Annotated in this window: 14 protein-coding genes; 11 read left to right on the forward strand and 3 right to left on the reverse strand. The window is 47.8% G+C overall.

Going from position 1 to position 19,173, the window contains the following annotated elements; genetic code table 11:
* Nucleotides 1–33 precede the first annotated feature (33 nt).
* The gene (locus tag FME95_RS06655; RefSeq protein WP_147713608.1) at nucleotides 34–2,487 is read right to left on the reverse strand and encodes a DUF349 domain-containing protein; all 2,454 of its coding nucleotides are present in this window, start codon (nucleotides 2,485–2,487) and stop codon (nucleotides 34–36) included.
* A 199-nt stretch (nucleotides 2,488–2,686) separates the two neighbouring features.
* Here FME95_RS06655 and sbcB point away from each other — a divergent pair, with 199 nt between their 5' ends.
* Nucleotides 2,687–4,348: an exodeoxyribonuclease I gene (gene sbcB, locus FME95_RS06660; RefSeq protein WP_147713609.1), complete on the forward strand. Its 1,662-nt coding sequence runs from the start codon at nucleotides 2,687–2,689 to the stop codon at nucleotides 4,346–4,348.
* 249 nt (nucleotides 4,349–4,597) lie between these two features.
* Nucleotides 4,598–6,109, forward strand: coding sequence for a fumarate hydratase (locus FME95_RS06665; protein ID WP_147713610.1), 1,512 nt, complete (start codon nucleotides 4,598–4,600; stop codon nucleotides 6,107–6,109).
* Nucleotides 6,110–6,215: 106 nt separating this feature from the next.
* Here FME95_RS06665 and hisI read toward each other — a convergent pair whose 3' ends face one another.
* Entirely contained in the window at nucleotides 6,216–6,629 is a 414-nt protein-coding gene (gene hisI, locus FME95_RS06670; RefSeq protein ID WP_147713611.1) for a phosphoribosyl-AMP cyclohydrolase, read from the reverse strand.
* Between the two features lie 87 nt (nucleotides 6,630–6,716).
* Entirely contained in the window at nucleotides 6,717–7,883 is a 1,167-nt protein-coding gene (locus FME95_RS06675) for a pyridoxal phosphate-dependent aminotransferase (RefSeq protein ID WP_147713612.1), read from the reverse strand.
* A gap of 194 nt (nucleotides 7,884–8,077) precedes the next feature.
* Here FME95_RS06675 and gluQRS point away from each other — a divergent pair, with 194 nt between their 5' ends.
* The 9 genes from gluQRS to panD all read left to right on the forward strand — a co-directional run bounded on the left by gluQRS (nucleotide 8,078) and on the right by panD (nucleotide 19,072).
* Nucleotides 8,078–8,998: a tRNA glutamyl-Q(34) synthetase GluQRS gene (gene gluQRS / locus FME95_RS06680; protein ID WP_147713613.1), complete on the forward strand. Its 921-nt coding sequence runs from the start codon at nucleotides 8,078–8,080 to the stop codon at nucleotides 8,996–8,998.
* 169 nt (nucleotides 8,999–9,167) lie between these two features.
* Nucleotides 9,168–9,323 (forward strand): hypothetical protein, encoded by a 156-nt coding sequence (locus tag FME95_RS13625; RefSeq protein WP_187265461.1) that lies wholly within the window; start codon nucleotides 9,168–9,170, stop codon nucleotides 9,321–9,323.
* The gene (locus FME95_RS06685) at nucleotides 9,323–12,280 is read left to right on the forward strand and encodes a sensor histidine kinase (protein WP_147713614.1); all 2,958 of its coding nucleotides are present in this window, start codon (nucleotides 9,323–9,325) and stop codon (nucleotides 12,278–12,280) included. Before FME95_RS13625 ends, FME95_RS06685 begins: the two co-directional genes overlap by 1 nt.
* A gap of 63 nt (nucleotides 12,281–12,343) precedes the next feature.
* A complete protein-coding gene (locus tag FME95_RS06690; protein WP_147713615.1) occupies nucleotides 12,344–13,801 on the forward strand; it encodes a sigma-54-dependent transcriptional regulator in 1,458 nt (485 codons plus the stop codon).
* A gap of 1,050 nt (nucleotides 13,802–14,851) precedes the next feature.
* Nucleotides 14,852–16,195 (forward strand): polynucleotide adenylyltransferase PcnB, encoded by a 1,344-nt coding sequence (gene pcnB / locus FME95_RS06695; RefSeq protein ID WP_147713616.1) that lies wholly within the window; start codon nucleotides 14,852–14,854, stop codon nucleotides 16,193–16,195.
* Nucleotides 16,192–16,677, forward strand: a complete 486-nt coding sequence (folK, locus tag FME95_RS06700; protein ID WP_147713617.1) for a 2-amino-4-hydroxy-6-hydroxymethyldihydropteridine diphosphokinase — start codon at nucleotides 16,192–16,194, stop codon at nucleotides 16,675–16,677. The genes pcnB and folK overlap by 4 nt, the downstream gene beginning before the upstream one ends.
* Nucleotides 16,678–16,772: 95 nt before the next feature.
* Complete coding sequence (gene panB / locus FME95_RS06705; protein ID WP_147713618.1) at nucleotides 16,773–17,570, forward strand: 3-methyl-2-oxobutanoate hydroxymethyltransferase; 798 nt, start codon at nucleotides 16,773–16,775, stop codon at nucleotides 17,568–17,570.
* A gap of 71 nt (nucleotides 17,571–17,641) precedes the next feature.
* Complete coding sequence (panC, locus tag FME95_RS06710; protein ID WP_147713619.1) at nucleotides 17,642–18,484, forward strand: pantoate--beta-alanine ligase; 843 nt, start codon at nucleotides 17,642–17,644, stop codon at nucleotides 18,482–18,484.
* Nucleotides 18,485–18,688: 204 nt separating this feature from the next.
* On the forward strand, nucleotides 18,689–19,072 hold the full coding sequence (panD, locus tag FME95_RS06715) for an aspartate 1-decarboxylase (RefSeq protein ID WP_147713620.1): 384 nt from the start codon (nucleotides 18,689–18,691) through the stop codon (nucleotides 19,070–19,072).
* Nucleotides 19,073–19,173 lie beyond the last annotated feature (101 nt).

Genomic DNA, 19,173 nt, shown 5'->3' on the forward strand with positions numbered 1-19,173 from the left:
TTTGTCAACTAACTTTCTGATTTAGTTAGATTTTTACGATAAGCGAACAGTTCTTGCTTGTTTCATTCTGGCTTCCAACGGCTCGTAATCGAGAGGCTCAACCGGCCCGACAGCCAGCCATTGAGCGACCCGCTGATGAAAGTCAGCCAGCTCATCAACGCCTGATCCAACGCCGTTAGATAATAATTTCACCTGAGTACTCATTCGCAATGCGGCATCTTCTGGCGGGCTGTTTAAACCAGCCAATACTTCAAGCTCGACTGTTTTTTCATGCAAGGATTGCAAATATTCTGCTTGCGCAGGCTCGGCCCAATGCGATAACAAATTAATCAAGCCTTTGCTTTGCGCTGGTCGTTTTTCTGCTTGCCACTGTTCTACCAGTTCGGTTTGTGAGTGCTGACCAAAACGCGCCTGCTTTACCCAATCGATTGTTGAGACCCATTGCACATCCAATTCTGCTCGCTGCTCGGCATCGCAACGCTGGGAAAATTGAGCCGCTGCGGCACGCACACGTTCAGCCAATTTTTTATAGGCGGCACTGGGAATATCGGACAGCGCTTTGAACTCAGTGTGTAACGCCTCGAACTCAGCTTTTTTATCGCGACAGGATTCAAGCTCTGCATTGAGAAAACTTTCTAGCTGAGTGACGATGACTTCGGCCTGCTCAATGCTGGCTTGCTGTTGCGCTTTCGACTGCTGCATTTGTGCGTCGCGTCGCTCAAATAATTGATCACACACCTGCCTAAAGGCTTGCCACAGACGCTGCTCATCTTTGCGTGCAACCATGCCGGCCTGCTTCCATTCTTGCTGTAAGGCTTTCGCTGCTTCTGTCGCTTGGTGCGCGTCTTCTATTTCGAGTAACGCTTTACTGCGTTCGATAATGTCTTCTTTCGCCGCCAGATGCTGTACTTGTTGCGCGCTCATCAGCGCGAATAATTTTTTATGGATGGCGTCAAATTCAGCCTGAACTTTTTTATTATCATTGCGATCCACCGGCGCATACTTACGCCAGTCGTTTCTGGCAACCTGCAATACTTGATCTAGCTCTTTGGCGTCGACTCGATCCAAATCGATACGTTCAGCGTAAAGATTCAGTTGTGCCACAACCTCTTGTCGCTTGGCTAAATTTACCTGGCGTAATTTTCGCTGCTCGGCAAAGTATTCGCGGCACGGCTCAAAAGCTTGATTAGATAAATCGTGAAACTGCTGCCACAACTCCTTCTGTCGGTCTTTTAAACCGCGACTAAGAAGCTTCCATTCGTCCTGCATATCTTTGATTGTTTTCGCACGATCTTCAGGATCCAGATGTTGGTTCACCAGCTGCTGCATACGCTCAATCAACACCTGCTTTTTCGGTAACACAGCAAAGGCTTGCCAATCTCGCAGTTTTTCTAACTCATCGAACGTTTCGTCATATTGTTTTTGCACAACAGGTTGCCACTGCGAAGCCAAAGCCTGTCGCTGCTCTTCGGCCCCTTGAAACAAACCTGAGGCGCGACGTAAATGGCCATCTCGAATGGCGGCAGTACAGCGTCTTAGTTGTCCACGCAATGCCTTCACTGCCTCTGCGACATCCGCTGGCATAGCGTTAGTTGAGTGGCTTTTGGCTTCATTTTGTGAGCTGTTGGCGCTTGAAAACTCAGCCGACTCAACTGAAGATTCAGACTCTAACGGCTCTGTTTGGTTTTGGTTTTTAGCTTGAGCTTCTGCCTGCGTGTGTACTTGCTCTACATCCGCAAGCTCAACAATGGCTGATTGATCTGTTGTCTCGTTGTGCTGCTCGTCATACTGGTCAAACTTATCCACCAGTTGCGCGACTAAGGCATCAAACGACTGCTGTTCGGTATCGCTAATATCAGCCTGAGTTTGCCACTGCTCGCTTAGCAGCGTTAATTTTGCTCGGCTCATTGGTTCATAAGGCGCGCTCAACAGTTTTTGCAAACGTGTTAACAACTGCTGCTTTTGTTGCTGATGCGTTTGCTCAGCTTGCTGCTGCTCCTTTTGTTGCGACAACGTTGCCTGCAATATGCGATAAACTGCTTTATCTTTGCCTTTGGTTTGCTGCATCAATTCGGTTAATACTGCTAAGCTCTGTATTTGTTGCGCGGCGTATTTTTTTATCTTAGAAGTAATGCCAAACAGCACTAGCTGCTGCCAGCTTTCTTCGCTGTCATCATCAACCGCTAAATCAAATTCTATGGCCACGGAATTTTTTGCTTGACCAGAAAACGCCGTGCAAACATCAGCGGCTTGCCAGTCGCCCTGATCGATATATTCCAGCACAGTTTTTAATAACTTTGCCTGCGCTGCGCTATCCAGCTGATCGAATTGTTGCGCCGCCTGTTCAGGGTTTTGAAACTTTGGATATTGATGCTTTGAATGTTGAGACTCTGGATTTTTCAACAACGCCGTGTGTTTTTGTGCAGAGATTTTTTCTTTGTTATTTGGCTGTTGCGCCTTTTTATTTGAAAATCGCTTAAAAAACATGATTAGCTCCTTGATTAGCCACGCCCAATCGCTGGGAGTCAGCAAATGAACGGAATTTTACTCACAGGTCTATCTACAATGCCTAACAACACGTTAGCATAACTGGATCCAGATCTGTCCGAAATAGCGACCGCCCACTGACTCGGTCTGCTCGGCACTCGGATTGAACAATCGGCAACTCAACTGAACGAGGTTTTCTATGGCGGCTAACACTACGCTACTTTGGTACGACTATGAAACATGGGGCGCAAGCCCAATGAAGGACAGCATTGCCCAGTTTGCAGCCGTGCGTACCAACCTCGACTTAGAGATTATCGATGAGCCGATTGATATTTTTTGCCGCCCAAATATCGACACCCTAATCGAACCTGATGCCGTCAACGTCACTGGCCTTTCTCCCATCCAATTGCAACAGCAAGGCATGAGTGAATGGCAGTTCGCTCAGCAAATACACCAACAGATGATCCAAGCAGGAACCTGCACCGTCGGCTATAACAGTATTCGCTTTGACGATGAATGCACGCGTTATCTTTTTTATCGTAACCTATTAGACCCGTACGCTCGCGAATGGAAGAACGGTAACAGCCGATGGGACATTATGGATATGGTACGAATGACTAAGGCGTTACGCCCTGAAGGCATCGAATGGCCAGTTCGCGAAGATGGCTTTGCTTCATTCAAGCTAGAACACCTCACCCAAGCTAACGGCATTAGCCACGAAAACGCACACGATGCGGTCAGCGATGTTAAAGCCACAATCGCCATGGCCAAACTGATTAAAGAGCGACAACCTAAGCTTTACAACTATGCGTTTTCCCTGCGTTACAAGCGTGAAGTACTAAAGCATCTTGATGTTATGTATCACACGCCTCACCTGCACTTTAGCGGCAAGATCCCTGCGCAAGAGCACTGTTTAGGCATAGAAATACCGCTGATGATTCACCCTGATCGCAGCAACGAAGTCATCGTCATCGATATTCGCGAAGACCCTAGCTGGGTGCTGGATTACAACGCCGAGCAATTACAACAGTGGTTGTACACGGCGACAAGCGAGTTGCCAGAAGGAATACAGCGGCCGCCGTTTAAAACCATTCATATTAATCGCAGCCCGATGGTCGCGCCGATATCTCTGCTCGACGCGGAAACGGCAAACCGACTGGGAATTAACCTTGCCAAAATAGACCAGCACCGAGCTTGGGTGGCACAACACCCTGATGTATTAAAGCTGGCACTCGATGTGTTTACCGATAAACATGAGCGCGAACAAGCAAGTAACCCAGAATATGCCCTGTACAGTGGTTTTATCGACGATCACGACCGCGCTATTTTGAATCGTTTCACCGAAGCTAAAGAACCCGAAGAACGCTGGCTTAGTGAAGCCGATGCGCTGCACGATAAACGACTGCCCGAATTGGTCACCAATGTTTTAGCGCGGCACTTCCCTGAAGCACTTAGCCCTCAGCAAACCGAGGCTTGGCGCGAGCAGCGTATCAGCTACTTAGAAGAACTCGACGCAGGCCAAACCGAAACTCGGTTAGAACAGCTGCTAGCGAAAGCTCGCCTGATAAACGAAGCCGACCCTAACAACCAAGCCATAGCCGATACCTTGCAATATTTAGAAGCATTCGAGCAACGCTGGTTTGATACTAAACCTACTGCCGAGCCGCTCGTCGACGAAATAGACGAAATAGAGGGTGCTGAAAATACAACGCCCAATCAACAAACAACAGAGACAGAGACAGAGACAGAGACAGAGACAGAGACAGAGACAGAGACAGAGACAGAGACAGAGATTAAAACGAAAACAGACACTGAGACAAAACCCGAAAGTGACGAGCAAGGTCAGCTGGATCTGTTTTAACGCTCAAGCGATCAATGACCGATCATCTCAGCGCCTTTGGCAGCAAAGCACTGCCTGCTTAGCACTAAAGGACAGATGTACAAATTTTCGGCTAAGGTTTTAAAATGGCTGCGGCGTAAATTGATCGAACCGAAACAGCTTGTAACAGGTCTATAGAATTAAAATACAACAGCGATAACCGTCGCTGTCGCGAATAAAACAACACAAATAAGCACCAACATACCTAGATTGGGCGGAAGGAAGAGACGAATGACCCTTATAAAAACTGAAGACTTTGTTCAGAGTGTTGCCGATGCACTGCAGTACATCTCCTACTATCACCCTAAGGACTTTATCGACGCAGTCCATGAGGCGTACCAGAGAGAACAATCTCCGGCGGCAAAAGACGCCATGGCGCAAATTCTGATTAACAGCCGCATGTGTGCCGAAGGCCATCGACCTATTTGCCAAGACACCGGCATTGTCACCGCCATTGTTGAAGTCGGTATGGATGTGAGATTCGAAGATACCTCAACCAGCCTAGAAGATATGGTCAATGCGGGCGTACGACGCGCCTATTTGCACCCAGACAATGTATTGCGTGCATCGGTACTGGCCGACCCTGACGGCGCGCGTGCCAATACCAAAGACAACACTCCAGCGGTCGTGCACACCAAACTGGTACCCGGTAACAAGGTTCATGTGCAAGTCGCAGCAAAAGGCGGCGGCAGTGAAGCAAAATCTAAATTTGCCATGCTCAACCCTTCCGATTCCGTGGTCGATTGGGTACTAAAAATGGTTCCACAAATGGGCGCTGGCTGGTGCCCGCCGGGCATGCTCGGCATCGGCATTGGCGGTACTGCCGAAAAAGCCATGCTGATGGCCAAAGAAAGCCTGATGGAGCCGATCAACATTCAGGAACTACAAGCTCGCGGCGCACAAACCCGCTCAGAAGAATTACGTTTGGAGTTGTACGACAAGGTCAATCAATTAGGCATTGGTGCGCAAGGCCTCGGCGGTTTAACCACCGTTTTGGACATCAAAGTCATGGACGCGCCAACGCATGCAGCCAATAAGCCAGTTGCTATCATTCCGAACTGTGCCGCAACGCGTCATGTACACTTTGAACTCGATGGCAGCGGCATTGCAGAACTACCAACGCCGAAACTATCAGACTGGCCAGAAATCACTTGGGAAGCTGGCGCCAACACCAAAAAAGTAAACCTTGATACGCTGACCAAAGAAGAGACCCTAAGCTGGAAGCCGGGCGATACACTTTTGCTTTCCGGTAAAATGTACACGGGCCGCGATGCCGCCCATAAACGCATGGTCGATATGATCGATGCTGGTGAGCCACTGCCGGTCGACTTAAAAGGCAAGGTGATCTATTACGTCGGCCCAGTCGACCCGGTGCGCGAAGAAGTGGTTGGCCCTGCTGGTCCAACAACGGCGACACGCATGGATAAGTTTACCGACAAGGTACTTGAGCACACTGGGCTGTATGCCATGGTTGGTAAAGCAGAGCGTGGACCTGCCGGTATTGAGGCGATTAAAAAGCATCAATCCACTTATTTGATGGCTGTTGGCGGAGCGGCCTATTTGGTTTCAAAAGCGATTCGCTCATCCAAGGTTGTCGCCTTTGCTGATCTCGGCATGGAAGCCATTTATGAATTTGAACTGGACGAAATGCCGGTGACTGTCGCAGTCGATAGCAACGGTGAATCGGTGCATCAAACCGGGCCAAAAGAATGGGCCGTTAAGATTGCAGCCGCCAATGTTTAATAGCCTAAGCTGAATAAAAGGGCTCGATTAAAAAAACATTTTTAAAAAGCATGGCTTAAGTAACTCGCTAAGCCATGCTTTATTCTTGCCATCTTTTTATCGCTTTTTAAGCAAGGCCAGAATCAACGTCGTTCAACACAACAACCTGTTCTTGCTGAACTTCAAAATAAAAACAATCGCGGCGGTTGGTATGGCAGGCAGCACCCTGTTGATCTACCAACAAAAGCAGCGTATCGCCATCGCAATCGGCACGCATTGAAACCAATCGTTGCCGATGACCCGAACTTTCACCTTTACGCCAATAGGTTTGGCGCGAACGAGACCAGTAACAAACCTGACCTTCTTTTAGCGTTTCACGAATCGACTGCTCGTTCATCCACGCCATCATCAACACTTCACCTGTATCATGCTGCTGAGCAATGGCAGGAATCAGGCCCTGTTCGTTATATTTTAAAACAGATAAATATTCGTCCAGTGCAATGGCCGAACCCTGACTGAGCTTTTCCCACTCTTTAAACATTGTTATACCTTCTTATCTATAAATTCTTATACAAAACGGTTTAAAAAACATCACTTTCATCGCCAATATAATCGAGCAATAGTTTCGTTAGGCTGTCAGTGTTTTTAAATAATGCTCGATGCGATCAACCGCTTGCTGCAAGCGATCAATACCCACGGTGTAAGCCAAACGAATACAGCTATCAGGATTAGGCCCGCCAAAATCGAGCCCCGGAGTTACAGCTACGCCAGCTTTTTCTAACAAGTCAGCACAAAAGGCTTTGGCATCTTTTGAATAGGCAGAAATATCAATGTACAAATAAAACGCGCCATCAGGGTTGGCTAAAATATTTAATCCTAAAGCAGGTAGTGTTTGCATTAAAAAATCACGGCGGCGTTTTATTTCGGCAACCCGATCAAAACAAAGCTGTTCTACTTCTGGCTGAAAGCCAACGAGCGCAGCTTGCTGTGCTAATACTGGCGACGATAAAAATAAATTTTGCGCAATGCGCTCGCAGGCTTCAACGGCATTTTCTGGTGCAACCAACCAACCCAAACGCCAGCCAGTCATGCCATAAAATTTAGAAAAAGATTGCAACACCCAGCCATCCTGAGTGACTTCCAATAAGCTCGGCGCTAGGCCATCAAAGCTGATGCCGTGATAAATTTCATCGGCAATGAGTTGCAACGAATGCTGCTGACAAAACTGCATAACCTGCTGCCATTGTTCTTTACTCATCACCGAACCCAAAGGATTAGAAGGCGAGGCTATGAGCACTGCTTTGGTTTTATCCGTCAGCGCTTTTTCAAGGGCGTCTAATGTTAATTGCATACCTTGATCGGCTTCTAAATAGACTGGCACACCAACCGCATTGACCGTATGCAGTAGGTTTTTATTGCAAGGGTAACCGGGCTCCGGCAATAACACCTCATCGCCCGGGTTTAGCGTCGCCAAAAATGCTAACTGCAACGCCATTGAGCCGCCCGGCGTTATGATTACTCGGTTTGGATCTAGGCTCACACCATGCCAACGCTGATAACGCTCGGCGATCGCTTGTTTTAATTCTAAAATACCGGTGCTGTTAACATAGCCTTGCGATTGATGAGTGAGTGCCTCTTTTGCCGCCTCTATGATGGCTGGCGGCGTTGCAAAGTCCGGTTCGCCAACAAACAGGCGAATAACATCAACACCCTGCTGTTCTAGTTTTTCAACTTGGCCTAGGATTTCGACGACATAAAAAGGGGAAATGAGCTGGGTACGTGTTGCGAGTGTCATCGGGTTTCCTTAATGCGGTAAAATAAACAACAAAGCCGTATACTGATTCACTCATACGGAGCTTTCTAATACTGAATTTTCTAATACGAAGCTTTCCTGTACAGAGCAATCCAATACGGAACATATCCAATACTGGCTAAGCCTGTAATACAAAGACGCGCATTCTATCTAAGATTAGGCACGAAAACACGACCATGAGTATTGTACACCCTTCGTCAACCGCCGCCGTGCAAAGCCGTTCTGGCTATCGTGGCCGCTTTGCACCGACGCCTAGCGGCCCGCTGCACTTTGGCTCTTTGTTTGGTGCTTTAGTCAGTTACTTGGATGCAAAATCTCAACAGGGGCAATGGTTACTGCGCATAGAAGATATCGACCCGCCTAGAGAACAGCCCGGTGCGGCCGATGCCATCCTTGCAACACTCGAAGCGCACGGACTTTATTGGGATGAACAAGAAACCTACCAGTCCGATAACAGTGAACGCTATTTAGCTCACTTAGACGAACTCGAACAACAAAAACTACTATTTTGGTGCCAATGCAGCCGTAAAGATTTAGCGGGTGTTCATCCTTATCCGGGCACCTGCCGGCAGCACCAAAACTCTCGGCCCAATAGCGCCATCCGGTTTTTAGCACAAGAAGGTGTCGATTGTTTTGTTGATATTTTTCAAGGTGCGCAGCAGGCTAACATTCAACAGCAGTTTGGCGACGTCATATTGCGTCGCCGCGACGGCTTATTTGCCTATCAGTTAGCGGTTGTTTGCGATGATATTGCCAGCAAGATTAGCCACGTCATTCGCGGTATCGATCTGCTAGATTCGGTTTATTGGCAACGCGCGCTGTACCGAGCCTTTGGTAAAGGGCTGCCGCACTACGGTCACTTTGCAGTCATTCACAACGCCAATAGCGAACAAAAGCTGAGTAAGCAAAATCTGGCTCCAGCTGTCGATGTACAACAGGCCAGTGTTAATTTACAGCAAGCGTTAAGGCTGCTCGCCATCGATGTTGATCTCGACACCCCTGAACGCATGCTGCAACAGGCGATCACACAATGGCAGCGGGCGTCACTTGCCAACCGACAGATCATTACACTGGCGCCTGAGGCTCTGTTGCCATAACTAGCAGCATAAAACGGCCATCCATGATGACTGCAAAAAGCACACAAACTGCTTTCTAATTTCAAAGCCGTCAAGGTAAACTGATGCTCAATCTAATAAAACAAACAGCAACAGGCTTAGAAGCAGCGAAAGCCAACATCCATTCACACTAATAACAATACTGATACCTATGTTTATTAAGCTGGTTATTTTACCGATTTACATCATATTGCCATTTTCATTCAGCTGGTTTGATTCTCAAGCATTCTGGTACCTGCCTTTTATTCTTTGGCTTGGCGGCATTATTGTTAACGCCTTAGTTGAGCGTTCGCGAGGCGAATACTGATGGTTTTTGATTGGGGCCAACTGGTATTAGCCACCATCATCTACATTGCGGTGTTGTTTTATATTGCCTACCTCGCCGAGCAGGGCAAAATTCCTGATAAAATTTTAAAACACCCGCTGGTCTTTATTCTGGCCTTCGGTGTCTGCTGTAGCTCCTGGACCTTTTACGGTTCGGTTGGCATGGCCTACGAAATCCAACACGGTTATCTCGCCTTTTACTTAGGCGTCTCCATCCTATTGTTATTCTCGGCCATTATTATTCGGCCGCTCTTTACGCTGGCAAAAAACTATCAGCTTTCCTCTCTGGCGGATTTATTCGCTTTTCGTTATCGCTCACGCTGGGTTGGTTTACTCACCGCTCTGGGGGTGTTTTTAGCGGTGATGCCGTTATTAGCCCTGCAAATTCAAGCGATTACCGATGTTATTGTAACGCTCGACCCAAACGCCCACACTCGCTCCATTGCTGCAACCGTCAGTGTCATTTTGCTCTACGTCACCATGCTATTTGGTACGCGCAGCATTAAACCCAGTGAACGTCACCCAGGGCTTATTTTTGCACTGGCGATCGAATCGGCCTTTAAACTGGTGGTGCTGTTAATTATCGGCGTGGTTGCCAGCAGTGAAATAGGCGGTGGCCTTGGCTCTATGCAAACCTGGGCCAACTCGGTCGACGCAGAACTATTGCCTAGAGCCTTTATGAACCCAATGCAGTGGTTTTCGCTATTACTGCTGTTTGTTATTGCACCGTTGGTGCTGCCTCACCTGTTTCAAATTTTGTTCCGTGAAAGCGCCAAACCTGGGCGAATGCAATTTATTACTTGGGCTGCGCCGCTGTACGTCTTTTTGATGGCGTTACCTATTTTGCCAATTATGTGGGCTGGCGTTAAAACCGGCTCCAGCCTCAGCCCTGAGTATTTCACTCTCAGCGTTGGCCTTGCCCTAGAAAGCCCTGGCCTCATTTGGCTGACCTTTATTGGCGGTCTCTCTGCGGCTTCTGGTGTTACTGTAATTGCGGCGCTGTCTATTTCCAGCATGCTGCTTAACCATCTAGTACTGCCATTTAACAAGCCTAAAAACGACAGTGATGTCTATCAATGGCTGATCTGGTCCAGACGCATTCTCATCACCTTTGTGTTTGCCTCGATTTTTGGCTTTTATGTCTTTTTGAATCAGGTACATAATCAGTCGACGCTACTGATTACCTCCTATTCCGGCCTCGTACAGATGGCCCCGGGTTTGGTCGGGCTGCTTTTTTGGAGTCGAGCTAACCATAAAGCCTTTATTGTCGGCGTCACCCTTGGTTTATTTTTCTGGGTTATCTGGCAGCTGGCGCCAGTGTTGAGCGACAGTTTATCGTTAGTCAGCCGCTTACCATTACAGTTTGCTATTGATCGTGATAACTGGACTGAGGTGGTGTTCTATTCATTAAGCCTCAATACAGTCGCCTTTATCATCACTGCGCTGATCACTAAACCTACCGAAGCAGAACAGGCTGCTGCTGAAATCTGCGTTATCAGCCGAGTCGACCGACGCCAGCGCTTGCCGCTGAAAGCTAAAAATGCCCGTGAATTTATCGAAGCATTAGCGCGCCCACTTGGCCAAGTCATGGCTGAACGTGAAGTGCAACGAGCGCTCACCAAGCTGCGACTCGACTTAAGTGAATATCGGCCTTATGCCCTGCGTCGATTACGCGACACCATTGAAGCCAACTTATCTGGCTTGATGGGGCCTTCTGTAGCTCAAGCCACTGTTTCGCACTATTTGCCTTACGAACAGGTCGAAGCGGTACGCAGTGAAGACATTCACTTTTTAGAACAGAATTTAGACAACTACCACTTTCAACTCAGTGGCATGGCCGCCGAACTCGATCGGCTGCGCCGACATCACCGAGAAACACTCTACCGGCTGCCGATTGGTGTCTGCTCACTGACCTCTGATGGTGAAATCTTGCTGTGGAATCAGGTGATGACCAAACTCACCAACATCGAAGAAGAACAAGCCATCGGCGCAAAGGCGGACTCCTTACCCGATCCTTGGTATAAATTGTTCGATAACTTTATCAACGGTCACGACGAAAAAATCACCATCGAACAAGAAAACCCCAGCGATCCGCGCAATAATCGTTGGTTTAGTCTGCATAAAACCAGCTTTGGTAAAGCCAGCACCGACCTCAACGAAGGCATCATTTTGCTGCTCGAAGACGAAACCGAATACAAGCGTTTAGAGTCAGAGCTGGTGCATTCAGAGCGGCTCGCCTCCATTGGTCAGCTGGCCGCAGGCATTGCGCATGAGATTGGTAATCCAATCACTGGGATCGATTGCTTAGCGCAGGATTTAAAGTACGCCACCAGCCAAGACGACATTATTGATATTGGCGAACAGATACGGCTGCAAACCGAGCGCGTCACCAAAATTGTACGCTCACTGGTCAACTTCTCTCACTCTGGCTCGGAAAACGGCAAGTCTGGCAACCATCCGCATTCCTTGCGCCAAATCGTGCAGGATGCGATGGATCTACTGGCGCTATCACGTGACGAAAACCAGGTTCATTTCGTTAATAAAGTTGACCCCAGTTACGAAGTGATTTGCGAACCACAACGTTTGGCGCAAGTCTTTATTAACCTGCTCGGTAATGCGCGCGACGCGAGCCCTGCTAATGAAGCGGTGGTTGTCGATGCCAGCATTGAGCCAAAACGTGAAACCTTGAGTATTACCGTAACCGACCGTGGCACCGGCATCGCCGAAGATGTCATCGATCACATTTTCGACCCATTCTTCACCACCAAAGAGGTCGGCAAGGGTACCGGACTTGGGCTTTTCCTCTCCTACACCATTGTTGAAGAGCATTACGGCCACATTAGTGTGAAATCTCCGGCTTATTTACTTGAAGGTGTTGGAACTCAATTCACGATTAGGCTACCCTTGCACAGCAATACTGTTACCCTAGGTAACAATTAAATCGCTACATAAAGCAATATAACAACAATAACATCACTGTTCGCCAGAGCTTTGGAGGTCTGTATGGGCAATATTCTCATCGTAGAAGACGAGAGCATTATTCGGTCGGCACTAAAACGACTATTGGAACGCAACAAATACCAAGTCACCGAAGCTGAATCGGTCGCCGAAGCCTTACAGAACGACCTCAACACTTTTGACCTCATTATTTCTGATCTACGACTACCTGGCGCGCCCGGTACCGACCTGATCTCTGCAGCCGAAAAAACCCAAGTTTTGATCATGACCAGTTACGCCAGTATGAAATCGGCCGTTAACGCCATGAAACTGGGGGCCGTCGACTATATTGCCAAGCCGTTCGATCACGAAGATATGATTCGCACGGTAAGACGAATTATTGAAGAGGCGCGTAATAAACAAAATGCGCCAATACCAGAAGACCAAGCCGATGGCGAAAGCACCGCTGAGCCTGAGGTATTTCTTGAACGGGACGACAAACGCGCCGCACTCGGTGGGCTGGTTGGCAGCTGCGAGCCAATGCAGCAGCTTTACAAACGTATTCTAAAAGTCGCACCTGCGGACATCACCGTACTTATTCAAGGCGAGTCTGGTACCGGTAAAGAGCTGGCCGCCAAAGCCATTCACGATTACAGCGAACGCAAAGACAACCCAATGATTTCGGTTAACTGCGCCGCCATCCCTGAAAGCCTGATTGAATCTGAATTATTCGGGCACGAGAAAGGCGCCTTTACCGGAGCCAGCGCAGCCCGCCAAGGCCTTATTGAAGCGGCGGAAGGTGGCACACTATTTTTAGATGAAATTGGCGAATTGCCAATCGAAGCTCAAGCTCGCTTGCTGCGTGTTTTGCAAGAAAACGAGATTCGACGAGTCGGTTCAGTACAAGCGACTAAGATCAACATCCGGCTTATTGCAGCGACGCACCGCGACCTGAAAAAGCTGGTAAAAGAAGGCCTGTTCCGTGAAGACCTTTATTACCGTCTGCAAGTCATCGAAATCGCACTGCCACCATTACGCGAACGAATGGGTGATGTTATCGATATTGCCGAACATTTAGTCAATAAACACTGTAAACGCTTAAAACTCAGCAAAATACTGCGTCTGACCAGTAATTCACGCAAGCTAATGCGCAAATACGACTGGCCCGGTAACGTTCGGGAACTAGAGAATGCGATACAGCGAGCCATTATTTTATCGGATGACGGCCGGCTGCATAGCGCCGACCTCGGCATCTCTCAAGACGACTGGGAAATTCCAGCAACCTTCACCAACCAACAGGCGGTTCCTATCGCTGCAGTTAGTGATACATCCGATACTGAGCAAACAGAGCAAGACAGCGATGACCTTTCGCTAGAAAGCTACTTCCAACACTTTGTGCTTGAACACCAAGAATCAATGTCCGAAACCGAGCTGGCGCAAAAACTAGGCATTAGTCGAAAATGCTTATGGGAGCGCCGACAACGGCTCGGCATTCCTCGGGCAAAAAAAGTAGCTGCTCGCTAAACCCGAAGCCAAATCCCTTTAGTCAAACCTTCCTTCTCATAGCGTGCCGCGGATTAGATAAACGGCACGCTATTGAACCACTCGTCACACTGCCAAAACGGCGACTCTTTACACGGCAGCACCGGTAAATAAACGACGCTTTAACGCCACTATTATTAAAGTGCGATTAAGCTGAGGCTATTAGGTCGGGCACAGATAACCCCAAAAAGAGCAGAAAAATCACTCGGTAACACTTTTTGCTTTTACGCACACATAAAACAACAGCGTTCAACTGCCAGCCCTTGAATTTAAAGGCTTACAGCTAAAAAACACCGAGTGATCTCGGCGCTTTTGCAGTAACAGAACAGCGGTAACACCACTGTTCAATTTTTAACCTATCACATATAAGCTATTGATTTTAAAGAGGTTTTAAAATATGGCACACCAAATGCTATATACCTAGGTGTAACAAAGGCAAATCCACTATAAAAACAAAAATAGGATGCCTTCTATACAAAGCCTCATCTAAAAATAAAAATAAGAGGCTCTTTACATTGAGCAACATAAAATAAAAATAATAATCTATAAGAATAATAAGCTCAGACGATCTCGATGAAAGCAACATTACAGCCGGCAACACTGCCGGCTGGCTACTCTTAACAATTACAAACTCTTAACAATTAAAAGCTCTTATCAATTACAAACGCTTACCAATCAAAAACACTTACCAATCAAAAACACTTACCAATCAAAAACACTTACCAATCAAAAGCTCTTGCCTATCAAACATATTGTAGAAGCCAGCAATAAACAGCCTGACCAAAACCATTAACAAACGCTCTTAGCATTTTCATTGCAACTGATTCTAGAAGCCATTGCGACCAAATAGACAACTGCGAACCTAAAAACGCCCTCACCTTGACGGTCGTGGAATCTATCTGTTCTGGCCGATAACGGCATATTGGTTTTGGTCGATAGAAATGTATTTGTTTTGGTCGATAGTAGCCTAGCTCGAATAAGTGCTATAAACTGCGCCACTTCTTACAGCAAGCCTTTTAGACTCACTATTTCATGGTCGTTAACTGGATAAAACGCTGGATCAACCAGCCTGAAAAACAATCGTTGTTGGTAGACATCTCTCGTGATGATCACAAGGTGTCGCGCCGTAATGTCAGCCACAATGCCCTCAAGGTACTTTATCGCCTACAAAACTCAGGCTACGAAGCCTATTTAGTCGGCGGCTGCGTGCGAGACATACAACTGGGTTTATCACCAAAAGATTTCGACGTTGCCACTAACGCAACGCCCGAGGATGTTCGCAAACTCTTCACCAACTCCCGAATTATCGGTCGCCGTTTCCGTATTGTGCACGTTAACTTTGGTCGAGAAGTTATCGAAGTCACCACCTTTCGTGGTCAGGCAGACAAAGGCGGCTCTGATCAAAAACAGACTTCCGAAGGTATGTTGGTACGCGACAACGTCTACGGCAGCTTAGAAGATGACGCCCAACGGCGTGACTTTACTATTAATGCGATGTACTACACCGCCAAAGATTTCTCCATTAAAGCCTACCCTCAAAGTATGCGGGATTTAGCCGAGCGTAAAATACGCATCATTGGCGATGCCGAAACTCGTTATCGCGAAGATCCGGTTCGTATGCTTCGTGCGATTCGCTTTGCGGCTAAATTAGGTTTTAGCATTGAAGAGAAAACTCGCCAGCCGATTGCTAAACAGGCCAACCTGTTAGCCAACATTGCGCCGGCGCGGCTGTTTGATGAAGTCATCAAGCTGCTGATGAATGGTCAGGGCTTAAAAACTTGGCAGGCGATGCAACAGCACAAGCTTGATCAACCCTTATTTCCGCTCAGCTGCCAAGCCATAAAGCAAAGCAAAACACTCGATTACGATGCCTTTATTGCTCAAGCATTGGTCAACACCGATGCCCGAGTTAATGCTGGCAAACCGGTCACTCCGGCATTCTTGTATGCGGCGCTACTGTGGCCTGCAGTGCGAGAGCAAGCCTTAACTAACATTAAAATGGGCTCGCCAGAAATGCCTGCTTGGCACAAAGCGATGGGCAGCGTACTGAGCGCACAAGTCAAAGTGATTGCCATTCCAAAACGCTTTTCATTACCAATGAAAGAGATTTGGGAGTTGCAACTTAGACTAACCAAGCGCAGCCCAAAACGCGCCGAACAGCTACTTGGTCACCCTCGTTTCAGAGCCGCTTATGACTTTTTAGTATTGCGTGAACAGGCCGGAGAAGCCTTAAACGGCTTAGGTCAATGGTGGACCGACTATCAAAATGCGCACCCAGAGCAACGGGCTAAAATTGCCGCCAATAGCCGCTCCGACCAGCCCAATAAACGCCGTCGCCGCCGACCACCTGCAAGTAAGCCATCTCAAGCATCATGAAAACGGCTTACATTGCTTTAGGCAGCAACCTTGATGTTCCAGCGAAGCACATAGAGCAAGCGCTGGAAGATCTCGCTCAACTGCCTGAAAGCAACCTAGTTGCCTGCTCAAACTGGTATAAAACCGAAGCCATTGGCGGCCCTGCAAATCAACCGGATTACATCAATGCTGCCTGCTGTTTAAGCACCGCGCTTGACCCTGGCTTACTGCTTCAAGAACTTCAAGCGATCGAGCAGCAGCATGGCCGACTGCGACTTGAACACTGGGGTCCTCGCACGCTCGATTTAGACATCATTTGGTATCAAGACATCGCCTGTCAGGATCCACTACTGACGCTGCCACACCCTAGAGCCCACCAGCGCGCCTTTGTGCTACAACCCTTACTCGATCTCAATGCTGAATTTCCACTACAGGGACATTCTCTGAGCCATTGGCGACAGCAACTGCATGATCAGCGAATCGAACAGATCAGCTTGGCGTAATCAGATCAAGGTCTTAGCTCACTGAGCTTAACCACTATTGACATCTGAAAGCCAAATCGTAAACATTCCCCGTCCTCATCACAGTGAAGAACAGCATGACAAAAACAATGACAGTCGCGAGTCTGAAAAAAATGACCGCCGACGGTGAAAAATTCACCATGTTAACGGCCTACGACGCCACCTTTGCTCAGCTATTATCAAGCGCGGGTGTTGAAACACTTTTAATTGGCGACTCGCTAGGCATGGTCATACAGGGTCAGCATTCAACCTTACCAGTCAGTGTTGATGAAATGGTTTACCACACCCAAGCCGTAGCACGCGGCAATCAAGGCGCACTGTTAGTCGCCGACATGCCATTTAATTCTTACGGCACGACCGAACAATGCTTAGCAACGGCTGGCAAACTGATGCAGGCCGGTGCTCATATGGTCAAACTTGAAGGCGGCGACTGGCTCTGCGAATCGATTACGGCAATGAGCCGCATGGGCATTCCAAGCTGTGTACACATGGGACTGACACCGCAATCGGTGAACAAGTTTGGCGGCTACAAGGTTCAAGGCCGAGATAACGATGCTGCACAAAGCATGATCGACCAAGCATTGGCCGTGGCCAACGCTGGCGCTGATTTTATTCTGTTAGAATGCGTCCCGGCTTCACTTGCCAAGGCGATTACTGAGGCAGTACCGGTACCGGTTATCGGCATTGGTGCCGGCAAAGACACCGACGCCCAAGTACTGGTGTGTTACGACATGCTTGGTTTAACCCAGCATCGCATGCCTAAGTTTGTTAAAAACTACATGCTCGAACATCATAACTACCAGTCTGCCGTCAAAGCCTATATTGACGAAGTTAAGGCTCAGACGTTTCCTGCGGCTGAGCACGAGTTTGACTAGGCGCGAATTATTCGCGCAGTGAGCCAGACCTATTTCCTTTATTAGCGCCAAATCAGTTAGGTACTTATTACATGCAAGTTGTCGACAACCTTAATGACCTTAGAGACAAGCTCAGCCAAGTTCGAGCACAGGGCAAGCGCATTGCTTTTGTGCCAACCATGGGCAATTTACATCAAGGGCATTTAAGCCTGATAAAAAAAGCTAAGCAGCATGCCGACTTTGTTGTCGCCTCTATTTTTATTAACCCAACTCAGTTTGGTGAATCTGAAGATATCGACAACTATCCCAAGACCTTAGAAGAAGACAAAAAACATCTGATAGAAGATGGTTGCCAGCTGCTGTATTTGCCGAATAAACAAATCATGTACCCGCAACCAGATCTGACCCGAGTTCAGGTCAACCACATCACCACCTTGCATTGTGGTGCCAGCCGTCCTGGGCACTTTGTCGGCGTCGCGACAGTGGTACTTAAGTTTTTTAATCAGGTACAACCGGATGTCGCTGTTTTTGGTCTAAAAGATTTCCAGCAATTCCGCGTTATTGAAATGATGGCAGAAAATCTATTTTTGCCCATTGAGATTATCGGCGTGGATACCGGCCGAGCCGAAGATGGTTTGGCCTACAGCTCACGCAACAACTACCTAACAGCAGCAGAGCGAGAAACCGCACCCACGCTATACGCCACCTTACAAAAGGCAGCAGCGCAAATTCAACAGGGTGACAGCTTTGATCAGATTATTCGTCAGGCCAAAGAGGCTTTGCACCAAGCCGGAATGACGCCAGATTACTTCAACATCAGTCGACAGCTTGATTTAGAGCCCGCCAGTGAAGAGGATTCGAAACTGGTCATTTTGGCGGCCGCCTTTCTTGGTAAGGCTCGATTGATCGATAATATCTGCCTTACCCGCTCATAGAATAATTATTATGACGATTACTCAATAGTTTGATTTCAATCCGATGACAAATCCGTAAAATAGCGCAGCTCAATTATGATCAATTCATGGCGTTGTATTTAATCCGGCTGTTATTTTTATTGGATAGCCGTTTATAACGATAAAAACGAATACACCCCACACTGAATGCGCTGTATCCACATGAGTGCTGTTAAGGAGACTACTATGGATCTCATCATGTTAAAGGCCAAGCTGCATAAAGCTCGCGTCACGCATACCATGCCCGACTACGAAGGCTCGTGCGCCATCAGTGGCGACCTATTGGATCTAGCCGGCATCCACGAATATGAGCAAATACAGATATACAACCTCAGCAACGGCGAACGCTTTACGACCTACGCCATGCGTGAAAAGGAAGGCGAAGGCATTATTTCGGTCAATGGCGCGGCAGCATTAAAAGCCAAGGTCAGCGACCGGCTAATCATCTGTGCTTACGCTAACTTTAGCAGTGAAGAAATAGAAGGCTTTAAACCCTGCACTCTTTACATGAGCTCCGACAACTCCATTAGCCATACGGCCAACGCAGTACCAGAACAGGCGATTTCCTAACATTATTGTTCGTATTGAACAGCTTTATTAATAAAATCCGTTAACTGGAACTCATTTTAAAGAAAATATATATGATCGCCTTGCGTAGGTTAAATCAAGCA

This window comes from Reinekea thalattae (assembly GCF_008041945.1).
In the GTDB taxonomy this organism is placed as follows: Bacteria; Pseudomonadota; Gammaproteobacteria; order Pseudomonadales; family Natronospirillaceae; genus Reinekea; species Reinekea thalattae.